The organism is Streptomyces sp. NPDC059373, assembly GCF_042751495.1.
Taxonomy (GTDB): Bacteria; Actinomycetota; Actinomycetes; order Streptomycetales; family Streptomycetaceae; genus Actinacidiphila.
In genome coordinates this window covers 14981-37090 of sequence record NZ_JBHYXC010000016.1, presented here as the reverse complement: position 1 = coordinate 37090, position 22110 = coordinate 14981, and the positions used below count along the sequence as shown (strand labels likewise).

The following is a 22110-nucleotide window of genomic DNA, read 5'->3' as shown; positions in this document are numbered from 1 at the left end:
GATGGCCCGGCTCACCGAGGAAGACAAGGCTCGCAACGAGGCCGCGATCCGAGCTGCTATGGAACGCATCCTGAGCGGGAACCTGCCGCCCGGCCGAAAGGCCGACCTCAAGACCCTCGCCACCCTGGCCGGGGTCACCCGCACCGGCTTCTACCCCAAGACGAACCGGGACGGCACTACCAGGCCCGGCGCCTACCAGCACCTCGCCGAGGAGTTCGAGCGGCGGCTCAGCGAGCTTCAGGACGCCGGGGAAATTTTCGATCCCCGAGTCACGCAGATCGAGCGACTCAAGATCGAGAAGGCTGAGCTGAAGAAACGCATCACCGCCCGCGATGAGCAGTTGGCGGAGTTGACCGACTTCAAGACTCTGGCGATCTCTCGGCTGGCCGCCCAACATGACGAGATCGAGCGTCTGCGCAAGCAAGCCGCCACCAGCCACAACGTCCGCCAACTGTCAGCCCTCGACAGCCGCACCACCCCCTTCGGATCGTGCAGTTGAAACGCGACGATGGAGGGACCCGCCTACGGCTTGTCCCCCTCCGGCGGCGCAGAGGGCAGGTTTCCGTCCTTCCCGCATGATGACCGGCATGCATTACGGGACCACAGCCAGCGTCTAATACTGACCTGCGGCCGACAGTTGGCGAAGCGTCCACCCGCGCCCACGTGGGTCGAGTGGGCTGGTGGTGGCTGTGAAGACCTCTGCGGCGCGGCGGTACGACAGCCGGCCACGGCTTGTGGTGAACAGCGGCCCGTTGACGCGGCCAAGGGTGAGCAGCGGGAGCAGCCGGGCCGCACCGTCGCCCCAACGCAGCGGAGGGTCCCTGCGCTCCCGGGTGCGGCGGCCGGGCAGGTCCAGGTCGTCGACGTCGAGGGCGAGGACACGCTCGATCGACGCTCCGGTCTCGTGCAGCAGATGCCAGAATGCCTGCTCGCGCAGCGGGGCGGGCAGTTCCAGGACAGCGCGGGCCTGGTTCGCGTCGAGCCGGGGCTCCGCGCCTCGTGGCCCCGTCACGGAAAGGCGCCGCAAACCGGCCGTGGGATCGCCGGTCAGCCAGCCCTGCGCCCGCCACCAGTTCACCGCGCTGGTGAGTATCGACAGCTCCCGGTTGGCTGTGCGGACGCCCACGGCCGCGGACCGTGCGGCGAACGCGTCCCGTAGCCGGGTTTCGGCATGAGGGGTGTCCAACAGCACCAGCGGGACAGCTGGGGGTGCGGCGTTGCGGCGACTTTCACCCACCGGCGGCGTGCGATCCACCACCGCCCAGGCCCAGGTGGTGAGAGCGATCCGGTAGATGCGGCGCGAGCCTGCGCCCAGGGCGGCGGTGGACAGGAACCTGTCGACGGCGACGGCGTACTCCACGGGATGGCTCACGATATGTCCTCCGCTCGCTGCACCGCAGTAAACACCGTCTTCAGTGTGCCGAAGAAATCATAACTTGATTCTGCTCGACTCAAGTTTTTGGGTTGTAGGTCTGGCGTGTCGTCACCTGCTCCTTGCACCCTGCGCTCATGCCCCTTGATCTCCGCCTGGCGGTGCTGCGCGAACGCGACTTCCGCCGCTTCTTCGTCGGCTACACCACTTCGCTGCTCGGCTCCTCGATGGCCTCTATCGCGGTGACCTTCGCGGTTCTGGAGACCGGCGGTGGAGGTACCGAGCTGGGCTCCGTCCTCGCAGCCCGGATCCTGCCGTTGGTCCTCGTGCTGCTCGCCGGCGGAGTCGTCACCGACCGGCTCGGCAGCCGCCAGGTGATGCTGGCCGCCGACGCAGTGCGCTGCATAACCCAGGCCAGCCTTGCCATCGCCCTCCTCGGCGGCTCCCCCGGACTTTGGACGCTGGTCGTACTGGTCGCCCTCTGGGGCGCGGCGGAGGCCCTGTTCACCCCGGCTCTTGACGCGCTCGTCCCGCATATCGTGGACGGCGACGCCCTGTCGGATGCCAACGCCCTGCTCGGCGCCGCGCGTTCGGCGGCGTCCATCGCGGGTCCGGTGCTCGCCGGTCTGCTGATCGCGACCGCCGGAGCCTCCTCGGTGCTGGCGCTGGACGCCGTCAGCTACGCGGTGAGCATCGCCACGCTGCTCCTGCTGCCCCGGGCGGTCCGGCCGGCGGGGCCTGGCGCGTCCTGTGTCGCGGACCTCCGGGAAGGCTGGACGGAATTCCGCTCCCGCACCTGGCTGTGGGTCACCTCCGCGCAGGGCTGCCTGTTCAACCTCTTGGTCTGGGCGCCGTTCCTGGTCCTCGGCCCCGTCGTCGCCCAGCGGCGGTTCGGCGGCGCGACCTCATGGGGCCTGGTCATGACCCTGTACGGGGCAGGGGCGGTGGCCGGCGGCATGGTCATGCTCGGCCGTCGTCCGCGGCGACCGCTGTTCGTGGCGACGGCTGCCAGCCTGGGCTGGTCGCTGCCGTCCGCCGCCCTCGCCACCGGCCGGCCGCTTCCGTGGATCTGCGCCGCCGCGTTGGTCGCCGGCGTCGGATCGGCGGTCTGCGGCACCCTTTACGCGACGGCCATCCAGAGCCAGGTGCCGCCCGGGGCGCTCGCCCGGGTCAGCGCCTACGGCACCTTCGGGGCCTTCGCCCTCGGCCCGGTGGGGCTGGCCGCTGCCGGGCCGCTCTCCGTACTCGTCGGCACATCAGGGGTGCTCGGCTTCGGCGCGGTGTGGCAGCTCGGGGCAGCGGCCGCCGTGCTGACGCTTCCCGCAATACGCGTCGCGCTTCCGCAACAACCCGGCGATGGGTCTGCGAACTCTGCCACCCTGACGCCGAAGGGTCGGCCAGCATCGCGTCGTCTGAGATCCTGAGCACCGAAACGAGACGCTGACACCTGCCGCGTGACCTTCGTCATGCAGATCGGCCAGGAAAGGAACACAATGCCGTCTCGGAACGCAACACGGGCCGAAGCCCCGCCCCAGACGTAATACGACACGACCTGCGTGGGACACAGCAACTGCCGCGACTCATCCGTTGCTGCTGCCGTTGCTGGCGCTGATCGCCCTGCCGCGCAGCTGGGGCGCGCTGAGGGTGTCCCGGCGGCGGTACGAGTCGACGCAGACGTGGATCGAGCACGTACGAGCCGCGCGGCTGCTGGGGCAGCTGCTCATCGACACCACGGCGGCCCAGGAGGTGCGGGTGCACGGCGTCGGGTCGTATCTGCTCGGGCACTTCCGCACGATGTCGGAGGCCTCCGAGGCCGAGCAGACCCGGCTGGCGGACGGCAAGGCGGCGACCGAGCTGACGGCGGCCGCCCTGACGGGCGCGGCGACGCTGGCGACGTACGGGGCTCTGGGCGGGCTGCTGCTGACCGGCGGGATGCAGCTGGCGGTGGCGGGGACGGCGGTGTTGGCGATACGGACCGGATCGGCGAGCCTGGGGGCCCTGGTGACGCACGTCAACCGGCTGTACGAGGAGGCACTGTTCGTGGCCGACCTGGAGAAGCTGATCGTGGAGGCGGAGCAGTACGCCATCCCCACGGGCGGCGCCGGGCTGCCGCCGGTACCGGCGGAGATACGGTTCGAGGAGGTGAGCTTCACCTATCCCGGCCGCAAGACCCCCGCCCTGGACAAGGTCAGCCTGAGCATTCCCGCCGGGGCGGTCGTGGCGCTGGTCGGGGAGAACGGCAGCGGGAAGTCGACGCTCGCCAAGCTGCTGGCGGGGCTGTACGCACCGGACTCGGGTCGCATCACCTGGGACGGTGCGGACGCGGCGGAGGCCGACCGGGACCAGCTGTTCGGCCGGGTCGCGCTGGTCTCGCAGGACTTCGAGCGCTGGCCCTTCACGGCCGCCACCAACATCGCCATCGGGCGGCCGGATGTACCGCTGAGCGACCAGGGGCTGCGACAGGCCGCCGGCTACGCGGGGGCGGACGACATCATCGCCGGCCTGCCGCGCGGCCTGCGGACTTTGCTGGCCCGCCAGTTCCAGGGCGGCGTCGAGCTGTCCGGCGGGCAGTGGCAGCGCTTCGGGATCGCCCGCGCACGCTACCGCGACGCGCCGCTGCTGATCTGCGACGAGCCGACCAGCGCCCTCGATATCTATAGCTCCTGCAGTCCGGCAGGGACATAAGTTCCTTGGCCCTGACCGTCTGCCTCGTGACAAGTATCCGAGAGCTGTAGGGACGTTAGGTATGTTCGTGATCACGATGGGTGGGTATCGCTCCGAGAGGGCGCTGGGGCCGGTCGATGGGTCCATGGCCTGGGTTGTTGTGGATGACGGGTTCTCACTGCACGAAAAGTCGTGTGCGTTCTTGGCAGGTCTGCGGGCGCGGGGCCGGTCGTCGAACACCGAGCGGGTGTACGCCGGCCGTGTGGCGGTGTACCTGTCGTGGTGCGAGGCGAGTGGTGTGGACTGGGCTCGCCCGGGGCTGCTTGATCTGGCTCGGTTCCTGCGTTGGCTGGTGGCGGAACCACTCGCGGTGATGACCGCGGTGTGCGAGTTCCTGCGGTTCGGGAGCCGGCAGGGCTGGGTCCCGACCGAGGTGGCGGCGTCGTTGACCGAGCCGCGATATCTCGCGTATCTACCCTCGGGCTTCGACCCGGGGGAACAGGGCCAGTTCCGCAGCGTCCGGGCACGGATGCTGAAGTATCCCGCGGCGGTGGAGGGTCCCCAGTGGCTGTCGGATGAGCAGATCGAGCGGCTCCGGGCGGTCGCCATTCGGGGCAGGGACCGCTTCTTGGTGTCGCTGCTGGCCTGCACCGGGACGCGGATCGGTGAGGCGTTGGGGCTGCACCGGCAGGACATGCACTTGCTGTCGAACTCCGCGATGCTGGGCTGCCAGGTGGCGGGACCGCACGTGCATGTTCGGCGTCGGCTGAACGCGAACGGGGCGCTGGCCAAGTCGCGTTTCTCGCGGTGGATCCCGGTAACCGAGGACCTGGTCGACGGCTATGCGGAGTACCTGCATGAGCGGGCCGCGCAGTTGCCGGGTGAGGTGGACAGCGACAGCGTGTTCGTGAACCTGTATGCGGGGCGGCGGGGCCGGCCGATGACGTATGTGGCCGCGAAGGACATGTTCGACCGGCTTGCGCGGCGGGTGGGGTTCGAAGCCCGCCCGCACATGTTGCGGCACTCCGCGGCCACCCGCTGGATCCGTGCGGGCATCGACCGCGATGTGGTGCAGCGGCTCCTCGGTCACGCCTCGGCGTCGTCACTGGATGTGTATCTGCACGCCGGTGAAGAGGAGCTTCGGGACGCCGTGACGCGGGTCGCAGCCGGTCGGAAGGTGCAGGCATGACGCTGGCCGTCGTCACGGAGCTGGCCGCGAGCGGCCCGGAGGGCATCGATCTGCAGGCGTGGAAACGCTGGCTGGGCACCGCCCTTGAGGCCGACTGGCGGCCTGGGGAGTGGGACGGGCAGTCGCTGCTGTTCACCGGCGATGTGGACAACCCGCGTACCCGCGCCTACTCCTGCCGGACCCTGGCCTGTTCCACGGTGGTGCACACCAAAAGCTTCTGCTACCAGTGCACCCAGCAGATGAAGGCCGGCGGCCAGTCGGCTGAGGAGTTCGCCGCCGTCTATGTTCCGCCGCGTTTGGCGGTCGCCAGCGGGCAGGACCCGGCTCGCTGCGCGGTCCAGCGCGCGGGGCGCCGTTGCGGCTACCCGGCCTCCTCGCGGGGGCTGTACATTGTCCAATACCAGGGCTGGCGCAAGCACTCCGGACGGCCGACCTTCACCGGTGCGGAGCTGGCCGCCTGGGCGGCAGAGTCAGGGGTGCCTATCGAGGACCAGGTCCCTGCCTGCGCGGTGCCGGGGTGCGTCAGTGCGGCGGCGCCGCGTCGAGTTCTGTGCGCGTATCACCACCGGGCTCGGGCGGCGGCCGCCCGCCGTGGGGAGGCGGGGGCGGATGCGGCATCCTGGGCGGAGGGGCAGATCCCGTTCTTGCTGCAGCATCAGTTCTCGCTGCGTCCCCTCGGCGAGCTGGTGCGCTTGGAGTTCTTGTACGCGCTGCAACAGCGTGATGCGCGCGGGGCGAAGCTGGACACGCAGTGCGTGCGCCACATGGTGCGCACCTTTGCCGACTCCACGAGCCTGCTGCTTATCGACCGGGCCGACGCTTTGTTGCTGGTGGAGCGGGCGTCGAACAACACCCGCGCGCACGTCAAGGAGTTCTTCCGTCACGCCAGGGCCGGATACCAGCAAGCGTTGGGGCACGGCCCGCGCGACGGCGAGGTGTGGGACGCGGTCAGCGCGAAGCTGGCCTCGCGCTACAGCCGCTCCGGCCGCCGCTACAACCAGGGCACGATCGACTTCACGAAGATCGCCCAGCCGTGGCTGCGCCAAGCAGCGCTGGAGTGGGCACGGGCCACGGACCCGGACACGTTCTTGCTGCGCCGCACCCTGGACTCCTGCCTGCGCGCCTCGGTGGCGCTGCAGGCCCGTCCGGGCGGCGGGCATGACCCGGCCAGTCTGACGTTCGCCGACATGGATGCGGTGGTGGAGGCGCTCAAAGACGCCCGCAAACCGGACGGCGAACGCTACGCCTTCACCATCCGCCGTGACCTTCTGACGAAGTTCTTCCAGCTGCTGGACTTCGGCCGCAAGGCCGGGCTTCTGGAGGAGCTGGCCGGCGGCTTTGCCCGCCACCAATCGCACATGATCCCCACCGAGGAACGCGAAGACGAGGAGGCTGGCAAGGCCATCCCCGAGCCGGTCATCGCCCAGCTCGACGCGCACGTGAAGACTCTCGGTGTCGGCTTCCCTTACGGCCAGATGGCACCCGCCGATGTGCAACTGATGTTCCAGACTGCGTACGTGGTGCGCTACGTGACACCGGGCGCCGCCCCATCGAGGTGTGCTCGCTCAAGGCCAACTACCTGGAGATCGACGGCGACGACGTCACGTTTATCTGGGACAACCACAAGAAGAAGCGCTACCGCCGTCGCCTGCCGATCACAACCGACACCGCCAGTGCGATCCAGCGCTGGATCCGGCGACGCGAGCAGCTGAACCTGCCGCCGCGCAGCCGCACCTACCTGTTCCCGGCGATCTCCGCCGACACTGGGGTACCGCACCTGGTGTCCGGCAACCTGGCCCGGGCGATCCGTGCCTGGGCCGACGCCCTGCCCGCCATCCACTCCGGGAACCTCGATCGCGACGGCACCCCAATGCCTTACGACACTACGGGAATCTTCCCGTATGCGTTCCGGCACTCCTACGCACAGCGGCACGCCGACGCGGGGGTGCGCCCCGACGTGCTGCGCGATCTGATGGACCACCGCTCGGTAGACACCACCATGGGCTACTACAAGGTCTCCCTGGAGCGCAAACGCGCCGCCGTGGCCACCATGCGCCTGCAGGCCGTCGACCGCTCCGGGAAACCCGCGCCCATGGCCTCGACCACCGCCTACCAAGCACGCTCCGTCGCCGTACCCTACGGCAACTGCACCGAGCCGACCAACATCAAAGCCGGCGGGAAGAGCTGCCCACTGCGCTTCCAACGCGCCGGCTGCGGCTTCTACCGCCCCGACCCCTCCTACCTGCCCGCCATTGAAGAACACCTCCACCAGCTGCGCACCGACCGCGAGCCCGCCCACGCGCTGGACGCAGCCGACTTCGTCACCCGCAACCTCACCGACCAGATTGGCGCCTACACCGAAGTCGCCGAGAAGATGCACAAGCAGCTCGCGGAACTCCCCACCGAGCAGCAGACCGAGATCGAGGAAGCCGGACGGATCCTACGCAAAGCCCGCGCCGCCGACGGCCACACCCTGCTCCCGCTCACCGTCATCAACCGCGACCAGGGAGCCTCGTGACCAGTCCCCGAACCCCCGGCCAAGTGCTGCGAGAGGCCCGCCGCAAAGACAGCCGCGACAAACGCGCTAGGGCGTGTTTCAGAAGTGGATCTTGATGTGTCAAGATCCACTTCATGGGGAGGCACGATGTGACGCATGCGCAGTGGGCGAGGCTGGAGCCCCTGCTCCCGGCTGGGAAGAAGTCCGGACGACCGCCGGTACACACCAAGCGGCAACTGATAGACGGCATACGCTGGCGCACCCGCGCCGGTGCTCCCTGGCGGGACGTGCCCGAGCGGTACGGCCCACGGGAGACGGTGTACGGACTGTTCCGGCACTGGCAGCGGGACGGCACCTGGCACCGCATCTTCGAGCAGTTGCAGGTCCGGGCCGACGCCGAGGGACTGATCACCTGGGACGTCTCGGTGGACTCCACCATCGCCCGCGCCCACCAGCATGCGGCGGGTGCCCGCAAAAAGGGGATCTGCAGATCGAGCCGCCAGGTGGTGTCTTCACCGAGCCCGACGACCACGGACTCGGACGCTCCCGAGGCGGGCTGACAACCAAGCTCCACCTGGCGGTCGAGCAGGCCCAGAAGCCGATGTCGCTGGTGATCACGGCCGGGCAGCGCGGTGACTCCCCGCAGTTCCAGGTGGTCCTGGGCCGTATCCGGGTGCCCCGGCTCGGGCCGGGCCGTCCGCGCACCCGGCCGGACAGGGTGCGTGCCGACAAGGCGTACGGCTCCCGCGCGAACCGCGCCTACCTGCGCAAGCGCGGTATCCGCTGCACGATCCCGGAAAAGCGCGACCAGATCTCCAACCGCAAGAAGCGCGGTTCCCACGGTGGCCGGCCGCCCAAGTTCGACACGGCCGACTACAAAGAGCGCCACGCAGTGGAGTGCGGAATCAATCGCCTCAAGCGCCACCGTGGGGTGGCAACGAGGTATGACAAGCTCGCCGTCCGCTACGAGGCGACCGTCCTCATCGCAGCCATCAACGAGTGGTTGTGACTCCTTCATCTCGCCTGCGCGGGATGTCGGTGGCGAGCAGTTCTTGCAGGAGTTCAACGATGAGATCGGGCTGTCCTACGAACGGGGAGTGGCCCGTCTGCCACTCGCGCACGTCGGTACAGCGCGAGGCCATCTTCCGCTGCAGGCCCGGGTCGATGGCCCGGTCCTGTCCACAGACGACGTAGGTGGAGGGAGTGTGCTTCCAGCTGTGGCGCTCTGGGACGCCTCGCCCGCAGCCGGGGGCTTGCGCACGCAGCAGGCCAACCGCCCAGGCGGCGAGAGGTTCGGGACAGTCGTCGTAGAGGGTGTCGAGGGCCCGGTCGGGGTGCAGGCTGGTCGAGCCGTCGGGCTCGGGGTTGATAGCGTCCTGGAGCTGCGCGGACGCCCCACCCAGACCGGCCGCGCTCTCGCCGACATCGAGCACGAAGGCGGCCAGATAGACCAAGTGTTTCGCTCCGCGCACCCCGGTGATCACTGACCCGCCGTAGGAGTGACCGAGCACAGTCGGAGGCTCCGGTAGCGAGTCGACGGCCGCCTGGACCACGGCTGTGTCAGCGGGCAATGAGCCCCGGTGGAGCTCGGGAACGACAACCTCGGTTCCTGCAGTCCGCAAGCGTTCTGCCACCACGGCGAAGTGCTCGGGACGGTGATACAGGCCGTGAACGAGTACCACGGCGGCCAATTCGCCCGCCTCCTCAGGTCGGCGTCAGACCAGTGATCTTAGCTCCGGACCATGACCGGCCATCACTCACCACCTTGATCCACTTCTGAAACACGCTAGGGCCCTGCACACCCTCGATGACCTCCTCACCCGCGGGGAGCCGGTCACCTTCACCGCGGTCGCCAAGGCCGCGGGCGTCTCAACCTGGCTCGTCTACGCCCCCGGCATTCGCGAGCACATCGAAGCCGCCCGGACCCGGCAAGCCCGCACCGCCACCAGCAGCGACGAACCCCGGTCGGCAGCCAGTGCCATGAATGCACGCACCGACCTGGAAGTTCTACGCGCCGACAACCAACGGCTCCGCGGCCAAGTCCGCGACCTCAAGGCCGCCCTGCAACGCCAGCTCGGAAGACAACTCGATCAGCTACAAGCCACCGACCTCACGAAGCGAATCGGTGAACTGAGCGACCAAAACCAGGAACTGACCAGCCAGCTCACCCGGCTCCAGCACGCAAAGCAAGAACTTGAGCGGAGACTCGCCGAAACCAACGACGACCTCTCCGCCGCCCGGGCAAGCCTCCGACGCATGATCCGAACCGAGAACACCTAGTACTACAGGGTCTGTGTCATCTGGAACCGCATGCGTCGCCGGAAGTGAAGGCGGCGGGCCTCGGCCATGCTGACGCGGCGGGGCGGTCGGGGCCTCACGTGGGGTGTTTCACCCATTTCATTCCGGTTGCCTCTGGCGGGGTCCTTCGGCTGTCCACAGGCCGAGGTTCCCAGGGCGCGGCGGACCACGCAGCGGTGCTCCGGGTTGATGGTGTCGATCACGGCCCAGCCGTAGGCGCGGAAGCCCTTGGCGTCATCCCGCAGGCTCGGCGAGTGAAGGCGCCGTTCCGGCAGGCGTGCCGTCAACTTCTCTATTCTTCCGGGGCGTTCGGTAGCATCGGGAAGTTCGGTGTTCTACGGGATCGCCATCAGGTAGGAGATCCTGCGCTCCTGCAGGGAGGAGCGCAGGCCGGGGTTCTGGCCGAGCTCCTCGTCGGCGGCGAACAGACGCGGCACCCGTGGTGACGAGTCACCCGCAACCTAGCCCCGGACGCCCCGCGGAGGGGCAGACTTGGCTCATGTCGCAGCGAGATGAGCAGGTAGGCGAGATTCGTGCGCTCTCCGACGTGGAGGCCGTGCGGGCGTTGACGGTGCTGGTGGAGGACAGGGGGTTGCTGTCCTCGGCCATGGAAATCGCTTTGCCCGACGAGGCGTTGCGGGACGCTCTCGTGGCTGCGGGGGTTGAGCCGGGCGGCGGTGAAGGAGAAGGCAACGTCGCGCGGGCGGCGTTGGAGTATGTCGCCCTGAGCGGGGACGGCGTCGTCGGTGAGGCCGTGGAGTATGTGCGGTCGCCGATGGAGCGGTTCGACCCGGTGTCCGTGTCCGTGGGGGTGCTGGCCGTCACGTTGTTGCAGACCGAGGTCGTGGTCAAGCGGGACGCTCGGGGGCGGTGGAGTGTGATCGTGCACAAGCGGGCCCTGAAGGACGCGGCGCTCGCGAAGGTGCTGACGGCTTTGCTCTCCCATCTCACCGACGGCAAGTAGGCCGGCGGTGACGGTCTCCACGAGGGCGCCGTACGAGTGGTGTTGCGAGCAGTGCGGTCGGGAGTGTCAGGCGCCGGTGTGGCGCATCGTCGACAGCCGTGAGCGTACCGATGTCCTCGTCAGCCGCGATGGGCCGGACGGGTTTGGGCCCGGGCTGCATTGGGCGGGCTGCCCCGGCTGCGGCACCCGGGCGCATGTCGAGGCGCCGGTGCTGGTGCTGCGGGCCGGGGCGCTCGTACCGTCGTTGTTCGCCACTTCCGTCGCGGAGCTCCAGCACGATGCCACCGCGAGCGCGGCCACGCTGGTGGCGGAGGCGCGGCTCGCCGGGGCCTTCGCCGGTGGGCGGTTCGGCGGGAACGTGATCGTGCTGCCACGCAGGCTGCTGCCGTTCGTGCTGAGCCGGGACACGGAACGGGATCTGGCGGATCCCGAGGCGGCGTGCGCAGAGTTGACGTCGTTCGGGGCGCCGACGGTGGACAACTACCGGATCTTCCTGGACAACGTGGCGGCGGAGTCGGCGGGATCCGGTGTTCGGGAGTTGCTGTACGCCGTCACCGTGACCATGCCGGACCGGCTCGCCGAACTGGTCCGGGCGCATCCCCGGCTCGCCGAAGACACGCTGGTGCGCGACGCCGCGGCGCGGGAGCTGCGCGAGGTCGCCGGCACCCCGCTGGAGGCTCCGCTGCGGCAGCGGCAGCGGTTGCTGGAGGATCTGTGCGGGGGGCGTACGCCCGTGGGTACGGCGATCGAGCGCTACGCGACGGCGCTGGCCGCCTTCGGGCAGGGGCTGCGGACCCGGCTGTACGAGATGTACGACCAGGTTCGGGGCTCGGACAGCCCGGAGATCATCTCGCTCGCGCGTGAAGCGCTCGAACTCGCCGGACAGACGGGTGAGATGGAGGTGGAGGTCGAACTCGCGGCGCGGCTGGGTGAGTTGTTGGTGACTTCCCTCTATACGGCCAATCCTGCCGACCCCTCCGAAGCGGTGCGCGTGCTGCAACTCGCCCTCGCCCGCCTGCCGGAGGGCACCCTCCAGTGGGCCGAGGTGGCCACCAATCTCGCCTCCGCCCAGTACTTCCGTGACGACGGCGGCCGCATCGAGTGCTGGGAGTCCGCCCGCGATCTGCTCGCCCGCGCCGCCGCGGTGGACCGCCGCGCCCACGGCGAGTTCTGGGCCCGGGTGCAGACCAACTACGGGCTGCTGCTCGGTCAGCGTCCGGGTGGCGGTCCCGCCGATCTGACCCTTGGTATCGAACATATCCAGGCCGGCCTGGGCGAACGCTCCCCCGAACGCAATCGCGTCGACTGGGCCTACTCCCTGATCAACCTCGGGCTGCTCCTGTTCCGGCGCGGCGAACCGGGCGACCCGGAGCGGGCCGAGCGGTGCTACCGGGACGCCCTCGGCCGGCTGCGTCCGGAGGACGACCCCGTGCTGTGGTCGCAGCTCCAGTGCAACCTGGCCGACCTGCTGCTCGCCCCCGGGCGCGATGCCGCCGACCCGCGCGGCGCCCAAGCCGCGGCGACCGCCGTCGTCACCTTCGACACCGCGCACCCGGGGCTCCTCGACATCAGCCGCGCCACCTGGCTCCTGGCCCGGATCGCCGATCTGCTCGACGGTCCGGGGAGCGCCGAGGGCCTACGGCTGCGGCGCACGGCGCTGATCGCCGTACCGCCGCGTGTAACTCCGTTCCTGCATCTGTCCATCGCCCGGGAGGCGGTCGACGCGCTCGCCGCGGCCGAGGACTGGGGCGGCGCGGCCGATGTGGCGTCGGGCATGCTGACCGCCGTCCACGCGCTCTACGACGCCCAGATCACCGCCGCCGGCCGGCGGAGCCTGCTCCTGCTGACACGCGGAACCGCCCGCCAGGCCGCGTTCCTGCTGGCCCGCGCGGGGCGCCCGGAGCGTGCGGTGGAGGCGATCGAGCGGGGGCTCGCCCGTGAGTTGTCGGCGGTGGCCGGGCGGGACACGGTGGATCTGGCGGCGCTGGAGGGGGTCGATCCACTGCTGGCCCACCGGTATCGGGAGGCGCGGGAGCGGTACCGGGTGGTGGTCACCGGGGTCGAGGGGGCGGGCGCCGAGCCGACCTGGGGGTTCGCCGCCCCGGACGGGGGGTTCGTCACCTCCATGGGCGCGCAGGCCGCAGCCGAGCGCGGTGTGCGCACCGTGGTCGAGGAGATCCGGGCGATCCCCGGCTTCGACGGGTTTCTGCGGACGACCGAGGTATCGGATGTCGTCCGGGCGGCTGGCGGGATGCCGCTCGCCTATCTGGTGAACTGGGTCTGGGGCAGCTGTGTCCTCGTAGTGCCGCGGGACGCGCGGGCCGGGGTACGCGCCGTGTTCGTCCCCGAGGTGACCAGCTCCACGATCGTCCGGCTCCTGACGCTGGACCCAGAAGCCTCGGAGACGGGGCTGTTCGTGGTCCAGCAGGCCAGTGCGCTCAAGCGGCGGCGTGAACTGCCGGGCGCGGTGGACCGGTTGCGGGAGATCGCCCCGTTGCTGCGGCCCCTCGCCGGGCTGTTGGCGGAGGATCCGCGGCACGAGGTGGTCGTCGTACCGACCGGGCTGTTGGGGCAGGTGCCGTTGCAGGCCGTGCCGGTGGGGGAGGGTGGTGAATCGCTCGATGGTCTAGGGACGCTGACGCTCGCTCCGTCGGCCGGGGTGTACGCCGCCTCCCGGGTCGCCGCCGGTCGGCCGCCGTCGCCCGTTCCGCGGCTGGTCGCCGTCTCGGATCCCGACGGCTCACTGCCGGGCGCGCGCAGTGAACTGGCTGAGATCCGGGGGCTGTTCGAGGCAGGCGGGGAGACCGTGTCCGCCGTGGGGGACGATGCCACGGTCGAGTGGCTGCTCGGGCAGCTCACGGAGGCGTCGTATCTGCATCTGAGCTGCCACGGGAGCGCAGGACTCAGGGGGCAGGGCGGCACGCTGGCGCTCGCGGACGGCATCCTGGATCTGGATGCGCTCGTACGACGCCAACTCCCGCACTGCCGACTGGTGGTGGCGGGAGCCTGTCAGTCCGGGCGGTACGAGGTCATCGACGCGCCCGACGAGTTCACCGGGCTGCCGGGCGGCTTCCTCCAGGCCGGGGCCGCCTGTGTGATCACCAGCCTGTGGCAGGTGAACGACCTGGCGACGGCGCTGCTGATGACCCGCCTGTACGAGCTGCTCGCACCCGTCGGCGATGCGCACGGTGAGCCTCCGGTGTCCGCGCTGCGCGCGGCGCGGACCTGGCTGCGGCGGCTGACCTGGTCCGGCCTCGCGCGGTACACCGACGGCCACCCCCACCTCGCGGCCCTGGCCGGACGGTACGCCCGGCCCGAGCGCGACGCCGACGAACGTCCCTTCGCCTCCCCCGTGCACTGGGCGGCGTTCACGGCGTGGGGGGTGTGAGCGGGGTCAGCCCCGGTAGGTCGGGCCGAGCCGGTCGAGCGTGTAGTGAGCGTCGGGGTCGGTGGGTGACTGCGAGGCCCTGATCTCCATGAGGGTATAGCGGCCGCCGACAAGGCCGGAGACAACGACCGTGGCGGCCGAGGTGACCTCCCGGCCGTCGACACAGGTTGGCTGGCAGACCACCTCCGAGACGACGCCCTGCGCGGTGGCCGTGGCGCTGCCCCAGTCGGTCCAGATCAGGTCGTGCAGCACGGCCCCGCCGTCCCCGCAGAGCAGCAGGAGCGAGACGGGCTCGGTCAGGGGCTTGCCCGAGCAGTCGTCGATCGTCCCGGTCTGCCGGGTCCGCTGAGGGCTCGGGGCGGGCGGTGCCTGGCTGGTGGGATCCGTGGAGGGGGTCTGCTCTTCGCTCGGCTTCTGCTGCGGAGTCGTCCGCTGTTGCGGTGTGTCATCCTCAGTCGGCTGGAGCCGGGTCGGTCGGCTCGTCACCGGGACGTCGGCGGTGGGGGTGCCGCCGCCGCGGCCCGGCACCAGGAACAGCAGCGCCGTGACGACCACGCCGACGAGGACCGCGGCCACGACCACGAGGGCGAGCCGGGCCCCGGACAGACCGTGCGGCTCCGGGCGCGGCGGCGCCTCGACCGGGGAGTCCGAGGGCGGGGCGGTGTCGGCGGGGCCGTCGGCGGGGGTGATCAGGTCGTCGACCTCTACCGTCCAGACGGGCGCCTCTGGCTCCAACGCCCTGATTACGTCCAGCAGTTGGGCGGGGGTTGCCCGCTCCTCCGGATCCTCGGCCAGGCATACGGCGACGACCTGCCGCAGCCGCACCGGCAGATTGTCGAGGTCGGGCCGTCGGTTGCTGACGCCGGTGTACGCGGCGACCAGCAGCATCCCCAGCGCGACCATGTCGGCCGCGGGCACGGACGCCCCGCCGCCCCGCCCCGTCGCGTCACCGGTCAGCCGCGGCCCGCCCCGCGTTAGCAGCACGTTCCCGGCCCGCACGTCCCCGTGCGCCCGCCCGGCCCGGTGCAGCACGGCCAGCGCCCCGGCTAGCCCCGCCGCGATCCACAGCACCGCGTCCTCCGGCAGCCCACCGGCGGTCCCGACGACTTCCGCGAGCGAGGGCGCGGGCCCGGCACCAAGGGCATCCTTCCGCGCCAACTCCCCACCGGACCACGCCCCCACCTGCCCCGACCCGCCCTCTACCGGATCACTGCCTGCCGAACGCCTCATTCCGTCCCCCGACTAGAAGAAGTTCCAGGACGAGTCTGGCCAAATCCGGCCTGGCCTACAAGGGCTTGGACACCGGGGCCCAGCCCTTCACTAAACCAACACGCACCGAGAGATGCCTCGACAGCGCCTCACCAAGACTTGGCCCACCAGCCGGAAAGCAACCTAAATCACCGGTATTGGATCTATCCCTGTCGTACTAGCGGCCGCACACACCCAGGCCGAGAACATGCCTTACGTGCCCTGGAGACAACCATGTCGTCCAACCCGGACCAACACTTGACAGCTATAGATAAACCTGGATCCGCGCGCCGAGCTGGAGACCTTCGACCGGATCCGGGGCCTGGCGGCGAACGGCCAGACGGTCGTCCTGATCACCCACCGGCTGAGCAGTGTGCGCGACGCGGACATCATCTACGTGCTCCACGAGGGCCGACTCGTGGAGCACGGCAGCCATCCCGACCTGCTGGCCCAAGCCGAGGGCCGCTACCGCGAGCTGTTCCAGATGCAGGCCGACCGGTACGCGTCGTCCCGGCCACGCGTGCCCGGACCGGGCGGCGGCCGCTGAGGCCCCGCGGCCCCTGAGTCTCGGCACCGGCGCCGTGGGCGGCTACCCCTCGTACGCCTTCCGGAGGGCGGCGATGTCGAGCTTGGACATGCGCATCATCGCCTCGGTGGTCCGCTTGGCCTTCTCGGGGTCGGGGTCGCCGATCAGGTCGATGAGCATGCGGGGGACGACCTGCCAGGACACGCCGTACTTGTCCTTCAGCCAGCCGCAGGGGCCCTCCTCGCCGCCCTCGGTGAGCCTGCTCCAGTAGTAGTCCACCTCGTCCTGGTCGTCGCAGTGGATCTGGAACGAGATGGCCTCGTCGAAGGTGAACTGGGGGCCGCCGTTCAGGCCGACGAACTTCTGGCCGTTGAGCTCGAACTCGACGGCGAGCACCGAGCCGGCCGGGCCGGGACCGGCCTCGGTGTAGCGGCCGATCCTTCCGATCTGGGAGTTCTTGAAGATCGAGAGGTAGTGGTTGGCAGCGTCTTCGGCCTGCCCGTCGAACCACAGGCACGTGGTAAAGCCGTCGGTGGTCATCGGTACCTCCTGCGCACGCGGGTGTTTACCCGTGCAGACGGATCCCGGCCCGCAAACTAATCCCTGGCCCGCGCGGGGTTGTGAAGCCACAATGAGGCGATCTTGACGCTCCGCACCGACCGTACGCAAAGGACCCAGCCGTGACCACCGAACGCATCGGCCCGCCCCTCGCCGGCGACGAGCGCGAGACGCTGCGCGCCTTCCTCGACTACCACCGCGCCACGCTTGCCATGAAGTGCGAGGGCCTGTCCGACGAGGACCTGCGCCGCCAGTCGATGCCGCCCTCGACGCTCTCGCTACTCGGCCTGGTCCGGCACATGGCCGAGGTGGAGCGCACCTGGTTCCGCATCGTCGTCAACGGCGAGGACATCCCGCTCGTCTGGTCGAAGGAGATGGACTACCAGGTGGCGTACGACGCCACCGGGGCGTCGCGGTCCGAGGCCTTCGACGCCTGGCAGGCGGAGGTCGAACACGCCCGCCGGATCGAGCGGGAGGCCGAGTCGCTCGACGTCACCGCGCACAACGCCCGGTGGGGCGAGGATGTCTCGCTGCGCCTGGTGATGGTGCACATGACCCTCGAGTACGGCCGCCACAACGGGCACGCCGACTTCCTGCGCGAGGGCATCGACGGCACCGTCGGCGCATGACCTCCCACGTCCCCCTGGGCCCTCTCTGACACATAGCGCCGGCCGCCCGGAGGGTCGCGGTGGCGCGCGCAGGGCCGCACCGATGTGACGCCGGACGTGCTCGCGGGACGGTCGAGGACTACCTCGCGGCGCTCTTCGAGCAGTACTGAACCTGCGTGCTCAGTACCGGATGGCGATGGGCAGTCCGGTGCTCGTCACCTCGGGCGGGTCGGGCAGCGACACCGCCGTGCCCAGCGCGATGCGGCGGGCGCTCCAGGCGGCCGCGGCGGCGTCCCGGAGGTCGTCGGGCGGGACGCGTCCGGCGGCGCCGAGGTCTTCCGGCAGCTCGATCCCGTGGGCCCGGAGCAAACGGCGGCGCTCGGCCTGGCCGTTCCAGCTCTTCTTGCCCGCTGCGATCGGCGTGCCCTCGTTCATCGCGGCGAAGGAGACCTCGGGGTGCACTTCGTGGAGCGGGGAGTCAGCGAGTTCACGGCACTGGTTGGCCTCGCGGAGCTTCCGTGCCAGCCCCCAGGTCTGACGACTCAAACCGGCGCCGGTGATCTCACGGCAGTGCAGATTCGCCGCGTCGTAGTCAGCCTGCTCCCACACCGCACGCGGCGGTACGGGGAAGACCCGGGAGCGGTGCGGCCCCAGCTTCCCGGCGGCAAGGGCCTCGGCGCGGCGTCTCCCGGTCTCCAGCAGGCCCAGCGGTATGTCGATCCCGACCGCCTCCGCGGAGGGCACGCGTTCCAGCAGCTCGGCCAGGCCGCTCGCCACCTCGGCACCGGCGAACCGTCCGTCGAGCAGGATCACGGCGACCCAGCCGAGCGGGCAGGCGTCGACTCCCATCACATTCACGCCGCCCAGACTGCCAGCTCCCGGACTGTCGGTCCGGAACCGGTCCCCCGCCACCGCACGTCCGAATCTGTGTGCAGTTCGTCGAGTCGACCGGGCTGAGTGTGCGCTCTGCGGTGTGGGTGCTGCAGCGGCGTGAGACCGCGCTGCGCTTTCATCTGTTCTGCATGGTCCATGTCGGGTCGCAGGACTTCTACGACGAGGTGGCGGAGCGGCTCGGGAGCTGCGATGTGATCGTCGCGGAGGGCTATGGCCAGTCGCGGCGGCGGTTCGTGCGGCTGCGGCTCGGCCTTCATCGCCTCGTGCAGCGGGCCGGCAAGCGCGAGTTGGTCTACCAGCACTTCGACTACGCCTCGTTCGGGGTGCCGGTGATCTGGCCCGATCTGGACGAGCCGGAGCCGCGGGACGCGGTGGCGCGGGCGGAGCGGCCGCTGCGCAGCCAGGTGCTCTTTCTGGGGTTCCTGCTTCTGCTGCCGGTCAGGGCGTTCGGCGTGCTGTTGCTGGGGGCAGGCGCTTTCTGACCCGGTCGGTGAGTCTGAATGTCGAGGACACGACGGTGTTCACCGGCGGCGGCCACGTCGCGGCGATGGTCCTGGACGACCGCGACGACCTGCTGGTCGCCGCCCTCTCGCGGCTCCACGACACGCGGGCCGGCGAGCGCGTGGACGTCGCCGTCGTGTACGGCGCCGCGCACATGCCGGCCGTCGTACGGCACCTGAACGCCGCGTACGGATACCGGCCCACCGGCGGTGAGTGGCTGACCGTCCACGGCGTCCGGGTGTGAGGTCAGGCTTCGAGGAGCTGCTTGCGCAGGTCGGCGATCAGCCCGTCGCCGACGCCGAGTTGGTCGCGGGCGTAGCCGTACACGGAGCCGTGCCCGGCGTTCAGCGCCGCGAGGAAGAGGCGCATCGAGTCGGCGGGGGCCAGGCCGTAGCCGGGCCAGAAGTCCTGCCTGTCGGGCCGGGCGGCTTTCCAGTCGGCGAGGAGGCGTTCGGTGGCGAGTTCGGAGAGGGCGTAGTCGGCGATGATGTCCTTCTCGTCCACGCCCAGCAGGGCCAGGACGAGCGCCGCCACGAGTCCGGTGCGGTCCTTGCCGGCCGCGCAGTGGAAGACCAGGGGCGCGGTCCCGTCGCCGGCGATCAGGTGGAGGACCTGGCGCAGTTCCTCGACGCCGTCCGCGGCGACCTCGGAGTGCAGGTCGGCGAAGAAGCGCACCGGATCCACGTCGTGGGCCAGCCGGGACTGGCTGACCGGCCGGTGCTCGACGCTCAGGTTGTGCCACGCGAGCCCGTCGCCGGCCGGCACCCGGCCCCGGGTCTCGATCTCCGAGGGGTAGCGCAGGTCGATGACCGTACGTATCCCGAGTGCCCGGAAGCGCTCCCGGTCCTCCCCCGCGTCGGCCTCCGCCAGCTTGGACAGCGCGTCGGACCTGTAGAGCCGCCCCCAGCGCACCGTACGGCCGCCGTCGCCCGTATAGCCGCCCAGGTCACGGAAGTTGTGCAGCCGGGCGAACTCGATGTGTCTCGTCACGCGCGCACCCTACCTTCGGCCCGCGCTGCCGCTCATCTGGTTATCGGGGGCCCCGGGGCGTGGGGCGGCGGCCCGGGGGTTGGCGGACTTCGGGGCGGGCCGGGGCGGGAGGCAGGGGGCGGTTCTCGGGTGAGCCGGCGGAGAGCTTGAGGGGTTCGCCGTGGTGGGCGATGTCCAGGGGGTCGCCGTCGAGGAGGGTGTAGGTGGCGGTGCCGGGGCGGATGTCGACGCCGAGCCTGCGGCCGCGCACCAGGATCCGGAAGGCCAGGCGGGTGAGGTGCGGGGGCAGTCGGGGCGCGAAGGTGACGGTGTTTCCGGTGCGGCGCAGGCCGCCGAAGCCGGCGACGAGGGCGGTCCAGCTGCCGGCGAGGGAGGCGAGGTGGAGGCCGTCGCGGGTGTTGTGCTGGAGGTCGTGGAGGTCGATGGTGGCGGCTTCGGCGAGGTAGTCGTAGGCGAGGCGCAGATGGCCGGTCTCGGCGGCGATGACGGACTGGCCGGCGGCGGACAGGGACGAGTCGCGGACGGTGAGGGCCTCGTAGTAGGCGAAGTTGCGGGCCTTCTGCTCGTCGGTGAAGGCGTCGCCGCGCAGGAACATGGCGAGGACGAGGTCGGCCTGCTTGACCACCTGGCGCCGGTAGAGGTCGTAGTAGGGGTAGTGCAGCATCAGCGGGTAGCGGTCGGGGCCGGTGGCGGCGAAGTCCCAGACGGCGTGGTTGGTGAAGCCGGCGGACTGCTCGTGGACGCCGAGCCCGTCGTTGTAGGGGACGGCCATGGCGTCGGCGGCTTCCTGCCAGCTCGCCTGCTCGGCGTCGTCCACGCCCAGTGCGTCGGCGGCGCCGGGGTGGCGGGCGGATGCTTCGGCGGCGGCGCGCAGGTTCGCCTGGGCCATGAGGTTGGTGTACGTGTTGTCGTCGGCGATGGCGCTGTACTCGTCGGGGCCGGTGACGCCGTCGATGTGGAAGGCGCCGTCACGGCCGTGGTGGCCCAGCGAGCACCACAGGCGGGCGGTGTCCACGAGCAACTCCAGCCCGATGTCGCGTTCGAAGTCGTCGTCGCCGGTGGAGGCGGCGTAGCGGACCGCGGCGTCGGCGATGGCGGCGTTGAGGTGGAAGGCGGCGGTGCCGGCGGGCCAGTAACCGGAGCATTCCTGCCCGGCGATGGTCCGCCAGGGGAAGGCGGCGCCGCGCAGGCCGAGCTGGGTGGCGCGGTCGCGGGCGGCGGGCAGGGTGCTGTGGCGCCAGCGCAGGGCGTGGGCGGCGGCTGCGGGGGCGGTGTAGGTGAGCACCGGCAGGACGTACGCCTCGGTGTCCCAGAAGCTGTGGCCGTCGTAGCCGGAGCCGGTGAGGCCCTTGGAGGGGATGGCGCGTTCCTCGGCCCGGGCGCCGGCCTGCAGGACGTGGAAGAGCGCGAAGCGTACGGCCTGCTGGATCTCGGCGTCGCCGTCCAGCTCGACGTCGGCGTGCTCCCAGAAGTCGTCGAGGTAGGCGCGCTGTTCGTCGGCCAGGCCCGTCCAGCCGGTCGTCCCGGCGGCGGCGAGTGCCGCGTCGGCCTGGTCGCGCAGGGCGGGCAGGGAGCGGGTGGCGGACCAGCCGTACGCCACGGTCTTGTCCACCCGCAGCCGTTCGCCGGGCGACAGGCGCGCGACGACCGTGAAGCGGGCGGTGTCCGGGCCGGCCTCGGAGGACGTACGGGTGCCGGGCGGCCCGTCGGTGGTGTGGTCGGCGGCTGCGGCGACGCGCAGGCCGCTGCGGGCGGTGCGGTGGATGAGGCGCAGCCGGGCGCCGTAGGCCTGGTGTTCCTCGGCGTGCAGCGGGGAGTGGAGAGCGGTGGCGACGCGCGGGTCGCTGTCGGCCTCGGGGAGCTGTTCGTTGGCGACGAGTTCGGACTGCAGCACGATGTGGGCGTCGGCGCCGACGGGTTCGACCTCGTAGCGGACGGCGGCGATGGCGCGCTGGGTGAGGGAGACCAGCCGGGTGGAGCGGACCCGCACCCGGCGGCCTGCCGGTGAGGTCCAGTCGACGGTGCGGTGCAGCAGGCCGGTGCGGAAGTCGAGGGTGCGCTCGTGGGAGTGCAGGTGGCCGTAGCGCAGGTCGAAGGGCTCGTCGTCGACGAGGAGCCGCAGCAGCTTGCCGTTGGTGACGTTGATGACGGACTGGCCGGACTCGGGGTAGCCGTAGCCGGCTTCGGCGTAGGGCAGCGGGCGCAGTTCGTGGACGCCGCCGAGGTAGCTGCCGGGCAGGCCGTGCGGCTCGCCCTCGTCGAGGTTGCCGCGCCAGCCGATGTGGCCGTTGGAGAGTGCGAAGACGGATTCGCTCTGGGCCAGCACGTCGAGGTTCAGGGCGGCTTCGCGCAGTTGCCACGGCTCGACGGTGTAGCTGGGGTGGTCTATCACGCAGGGGTCTCCATCGGTTCG

General features: G+C 70.6%; 19 protein-coding genes and 1 pseudogene. 13 read left to right on the top strand and 7 right to left on the bottom strand.

Translation table 11 applies throughout. The features are described from left to right. Position 1: 1 nt before the first annotated feature. Positions 2 to 499, top strand: a complete 498-nt coding sequence (locus ACFXJ5_RS21825; RefSeq protein WP_384633377.1) for a hypothetical protein — start codon at positions 2 to 4, stop codon at positions 497 to 499. 114 nt (positions 500 to 613) lie between these two features. Here the strand turns inward: ACFXJ5_RS21825 and ACFXJ5_RS21820 are convergent, their stop codons facing one another. Further along, complete coding sequence (locus tag ACFXJ5_RS21820) at positions 614 to 1372, bottom strand: hypothetical protein (RefSeq protein ID WP_384633374.1); 759 nt, start codon at positions 1370 to 1372, stop codon at positions 614 to 616. Between the two features lie 137 nt (positions 1373 to 1509). Here ACFXJ5_RS21820 and ACFXJ5_RS21815 point away from each other — a divergent pair, with 137 nt between their 5' ends. From ACFXJ5_RS21815 to ACFXJ5_RS21795, 5 genes and pseudogenes are all read left to right on the top strand, one after another. Continuing rightward, positions 1510 to 2796, top strand: coding sequence for an MFS transporter (locus ACFXJ5_RS21815; protein ID WP_384633371.1), 1287 nt, complete (start codon positions 1510 to 1512; stop codon positions 2794 to 2796). Positions 2797 to 2953: 157 nt separating this feature from the next. Continuing rightward, positions 2954 to 4024: pseudogene (locus tag ACFXJ5_RS21810) on the top strand (ATP-binding cassette domain-containing protein); the annotation flags it as partial. A gap of 94 nt (positions 4025 to 4118) precedes the next feature. Next, positions 4119 to 5225 carry a tyrosine-type recombinase/integrase gene (locus tag ACFXJ5_RS21805; RefSeq protein ID WP_384633368.1) on the top strand — a complete coding sequence of 369 codons (1107 nt, stop codon included), beginning with the start codon at positions 4119 to 4121 and terminating at the stop codon, positions 5223 to 5225. A 1555-nt stretch (positions 5226 to 6780) separates the two neighbouring features. Further along, positions 6781 to 7743 carry a tyrosine-type recombinase/integrase gene (locus ACFXJ5_RS21800; protein WP_384633366.1) on the top strand — a complete coding sequence of 321 codons (963 nt, stop codon included), beginning with the start codon at positions 6781 to 6783 and terminating at the stop codon, positions 7741 to 7743. Between the two features lie 113 nt (positions 7744 to 7856). Continuing rightward, positions 7857 to 8731, top strand: a protein-coding gene (locus ACFXJ5_RS21795; protein WP_384633363.1) for an IS5 family transposase whose coding sequence is annotated in 2 segments (ribosomal slippage) — positions 7857 to 8246 and positions 8249 to 8731 — 873 coding nt in all. Because the reading frame shifts where the segments join, the coding sequence is not laid out codon by codon here. Here ACFXJ5_RS21795 and ACFXJ5_RS21790 read toward each other — a convergent pair. Beyond that, complete coding sequence (locus ACFXJ5_RS21790) at positions 8715 to 9413, bottom strand: alpha/beta hydrolase (RefSeq protein ID WP_384633361.1); 699 nt, start codon at positions 9411 to 9413, stop codon at positions 8715 to 8717. The genes ACFXJ5_RS21795 and ACFXJ5_RS21790 overlap by 17 nt on opposite strands. Before the next feature lie 61 nt (positions 9414 to 9474). Between ACFXJ5_RS21790 and ACFXJ5_RS21785 the strand changes: the two genes are divergently transcribed. The 3 genes from ACFXJ5_RS21785 to ACFXJ5_RS21775 all read left to right on the top strand — a co-directional run bounded on the left by ACFXJ5_RS21785 (position 9475) and on the right by ACFXJ5_RS21775 (position 14372). Continuing rightward, a complete protein-coding gene (locus ACFXJ5_RS21785; protein WP_384633703.1) occupies positions 9475 to 10002 on the top strand; it encodes a DUF6262 family protein in 528 nt (175 codons plus the stop codon). Positions 10003 to 10519: 517 nt separating this feature from the next. Continuing rightward, entirely contained in the window at positions 10520 to 10984 is a 465-nt protein-coding gene (locus ACFXJ5_RS21780) for a hypothetical protein (RefSeq protein WP_384633359.1), read from the top strand. 76 nt (positions 10985 to 11060) lie between these two features. After that, the gene (locus ACFXJ5_RS21775) at positions 11061 to 14372 is read left to right on the top strand and encodes a CHAT domain-containing protein (RefSeq protein WP_384633356.1); all 3312 of its coding nucleotides are present in this window, start codon (positions 11061 to 11063) and stop codon (positions 14370 to 14372) included. A 6-nt stretch (positions 14373 to 14378) separates the two neighbouring features. Here ACFXJ5_RS21775 and ACFXJ5_RS21770 read toward each other — a convergent pair whose 3' ends face one another. Next, complete coding sequence (locus ACFXJ5_RS21770; RefSeq protein ID WP_384633353.1) at positions 14379 to 15530, bottom strand: hypothetical protein; 1152 nt, start codon at positions 15528 to 15530, stop codon at positions 14379 to 14381. Between the two features lie 463 nt (positions 15531 to 15993). On the opposite strand from ACFXJ5_RS21770, the gene ACFXJ5_RS21765 reads away from it, so the two are divergent. Next, a complete protein-coding gene (locus tag ACFXJ5_RS21765; RefSeq protein WP_384633350.1) occupies positions 15994 to 16167 on the top strand; it encodes a hypothetical protein in 174 nt (57 codons plus the stop codon). A 42-nt stretch (positions 16168 to 16209) separates the two neighbouring features. Here the strand turns inward: ACFXJ5_RS21765 and ACFXJ5_RS21760 are convergent, their stop codons facing one another. Continuing rightward, on the bottom strand, positions 16210 to 16686 hold the full coding sequence (locus ACFXJ5_RS21760; RefSeq protein WP_384633347.1) for a VOC family protein: 477 nt from the start codon (positions 16684 to 16686) through the stop codon (positions 16210 to 16212). Positions 16687 to 16826: 140 nt separating this feature from the next. Between ACFXJ5_RS21760 and ACFXJ5_RS21755 the strand changes: the two genes are divergently transcribed. Continuing rightward, positions 16827 to 17333: a DinB family protein gene (locus tag ACFXJ5_RS21755; RefSeq protein ID WP_384633344.1), complete on the top strand. Its 507-nt coding sequence runs from the start codon at positions 16827 to 16829 to the stop codon at positions 17331 to 17333. A gap of 159 nt (positions 17334 to 17492) precedes the next feature. Here the strand turns inward: ACFXJ5_RS21755 and ACFXJ5_RS21750 are convergent, their stop codons facing one another. Continuing rightward, on the bottom strand, positions 17493 to 18161 hold the full coding sequence (locus ACFXJ5_RS21750; protein ID WP_384633700.1) for a DUF429 domain-containing protein: 669 nt from the start codon (positions 18159 to 18161) through the stop codon (positions 17493 to 17495). Between the two features lie 80 nt (positions 18162 to 18241). Between ACFXJ5_RS21750 and ACFXJ5_RS21745 the strand changes: the two genes are divergently transcribed. Both ACFXJ5_RS21745 and ACFXJ5_RS21740 read left to right on the top strand, forming a co-directional pair. Continuing rightward, the gene (locus tag ACFXJ5_RS21745) at positions 18242 to 18688 is read left to right on the top strand and encodes a hypothetical protein (RefSeq protein ID WP_384633342.1); all 447 of its coding nucleotides are present in this window, start codon (positions 18242 to 18244) and stop codon (positions 18686 to 18688) included. Between the two features lie 8 nt (positions 18689 to 18696). After that, a complete protein-coding gene (locus ACFXJ5_RS21740; protein WP_384633339.1) occupies positions 18697 to 18951 on the top strand; it encodes a hypothetical protein in 255 nt (84 codons plus the stop codon). A gap of 2 nt (positions 18952 to 18953) precedes the next feature. On the opposite strand, the gene ACFXJ5_RS21735 is transcribed toward ACFXJ5_RS21740, so the two are convergent. Both ACFXJ5_RS21735 and ACFXJ5_RS21730 read right to left on the bottom strand, forming a co-directional pair. Continuing rightward, the gene (locus ACFXJ5_RS21735; protein WP_384633336.1) at positions 18954 to 19697 is read right to left on the bottom strand and encodes a tyrosine-protein phosphatase; all 744 of its coding nucleotides are present in this window, start codon (positions 19695 to 19697) and stop codon (positions 18954 to 18956) included. Positions 19698 to 19737: 40 nt separating this feature from the next. Next, positions 19738 to 22089 (bottom strand): glycoside hydrolase family 65 protein, encoded by a 2352-nt coding sequence (locus ACFXJ5_RS21730; protein ID WP_384633333.1) that lies wholly within the window; start codon positions 22087 to 22089, stop codon positions 19738 to 19740. Positions 22090 to 22110 lie beyond the last annotated feature (21 nt).

Bases quoted from the DNA above. Each gene is read 5' to 3' on its own strand.
- ACFXJ5_RS21825 (WP_384633377.1), top strand. From the start codon at position 2: ATGGCCCGGCTCACCGAGGAAGACAAGGCTCGCAACGAGGCCGCGATC.
- ACFXJ5_RS21815 (WP_384633371.1), top strand. From the start codon at position 1,510: ATGCCCCTTGATCTCCGCCTGGCGGTGCTGCGCGAACGCGACTTCCGC.
- ACFXJ5_RS21805 (WP_384633368.1), top strand. From the start codon at position 4,119: ATGTTCGTGATCACGATGGGTGGGTATCGCTCCGAGAGGGCGCTGGGG.
- ACFXJ5_RS21780 (WP_384633359.1), top strand. From the start codon at position 10,520: ATGTCGCAGCGAGATGAGCAGGTAGGCGAGATTCGTGCGCTCTCCGAC.
- ACFXJ5_RS21760 (WP_384633347.1), bottom strand. From the start codon at position 16,686: ATGACCACCGACGGCTTTACCACGTGCCTGTGGTTCGACGGGCAGGCC.
- ACFXJ5_RS21750 (WP_384633700.1), bottom strand. From the start codon at position 18,161: ATGGGAGTCGACGCCTGCCCGCTCGGCTGGGTCGCCGTGATCCTGCTC.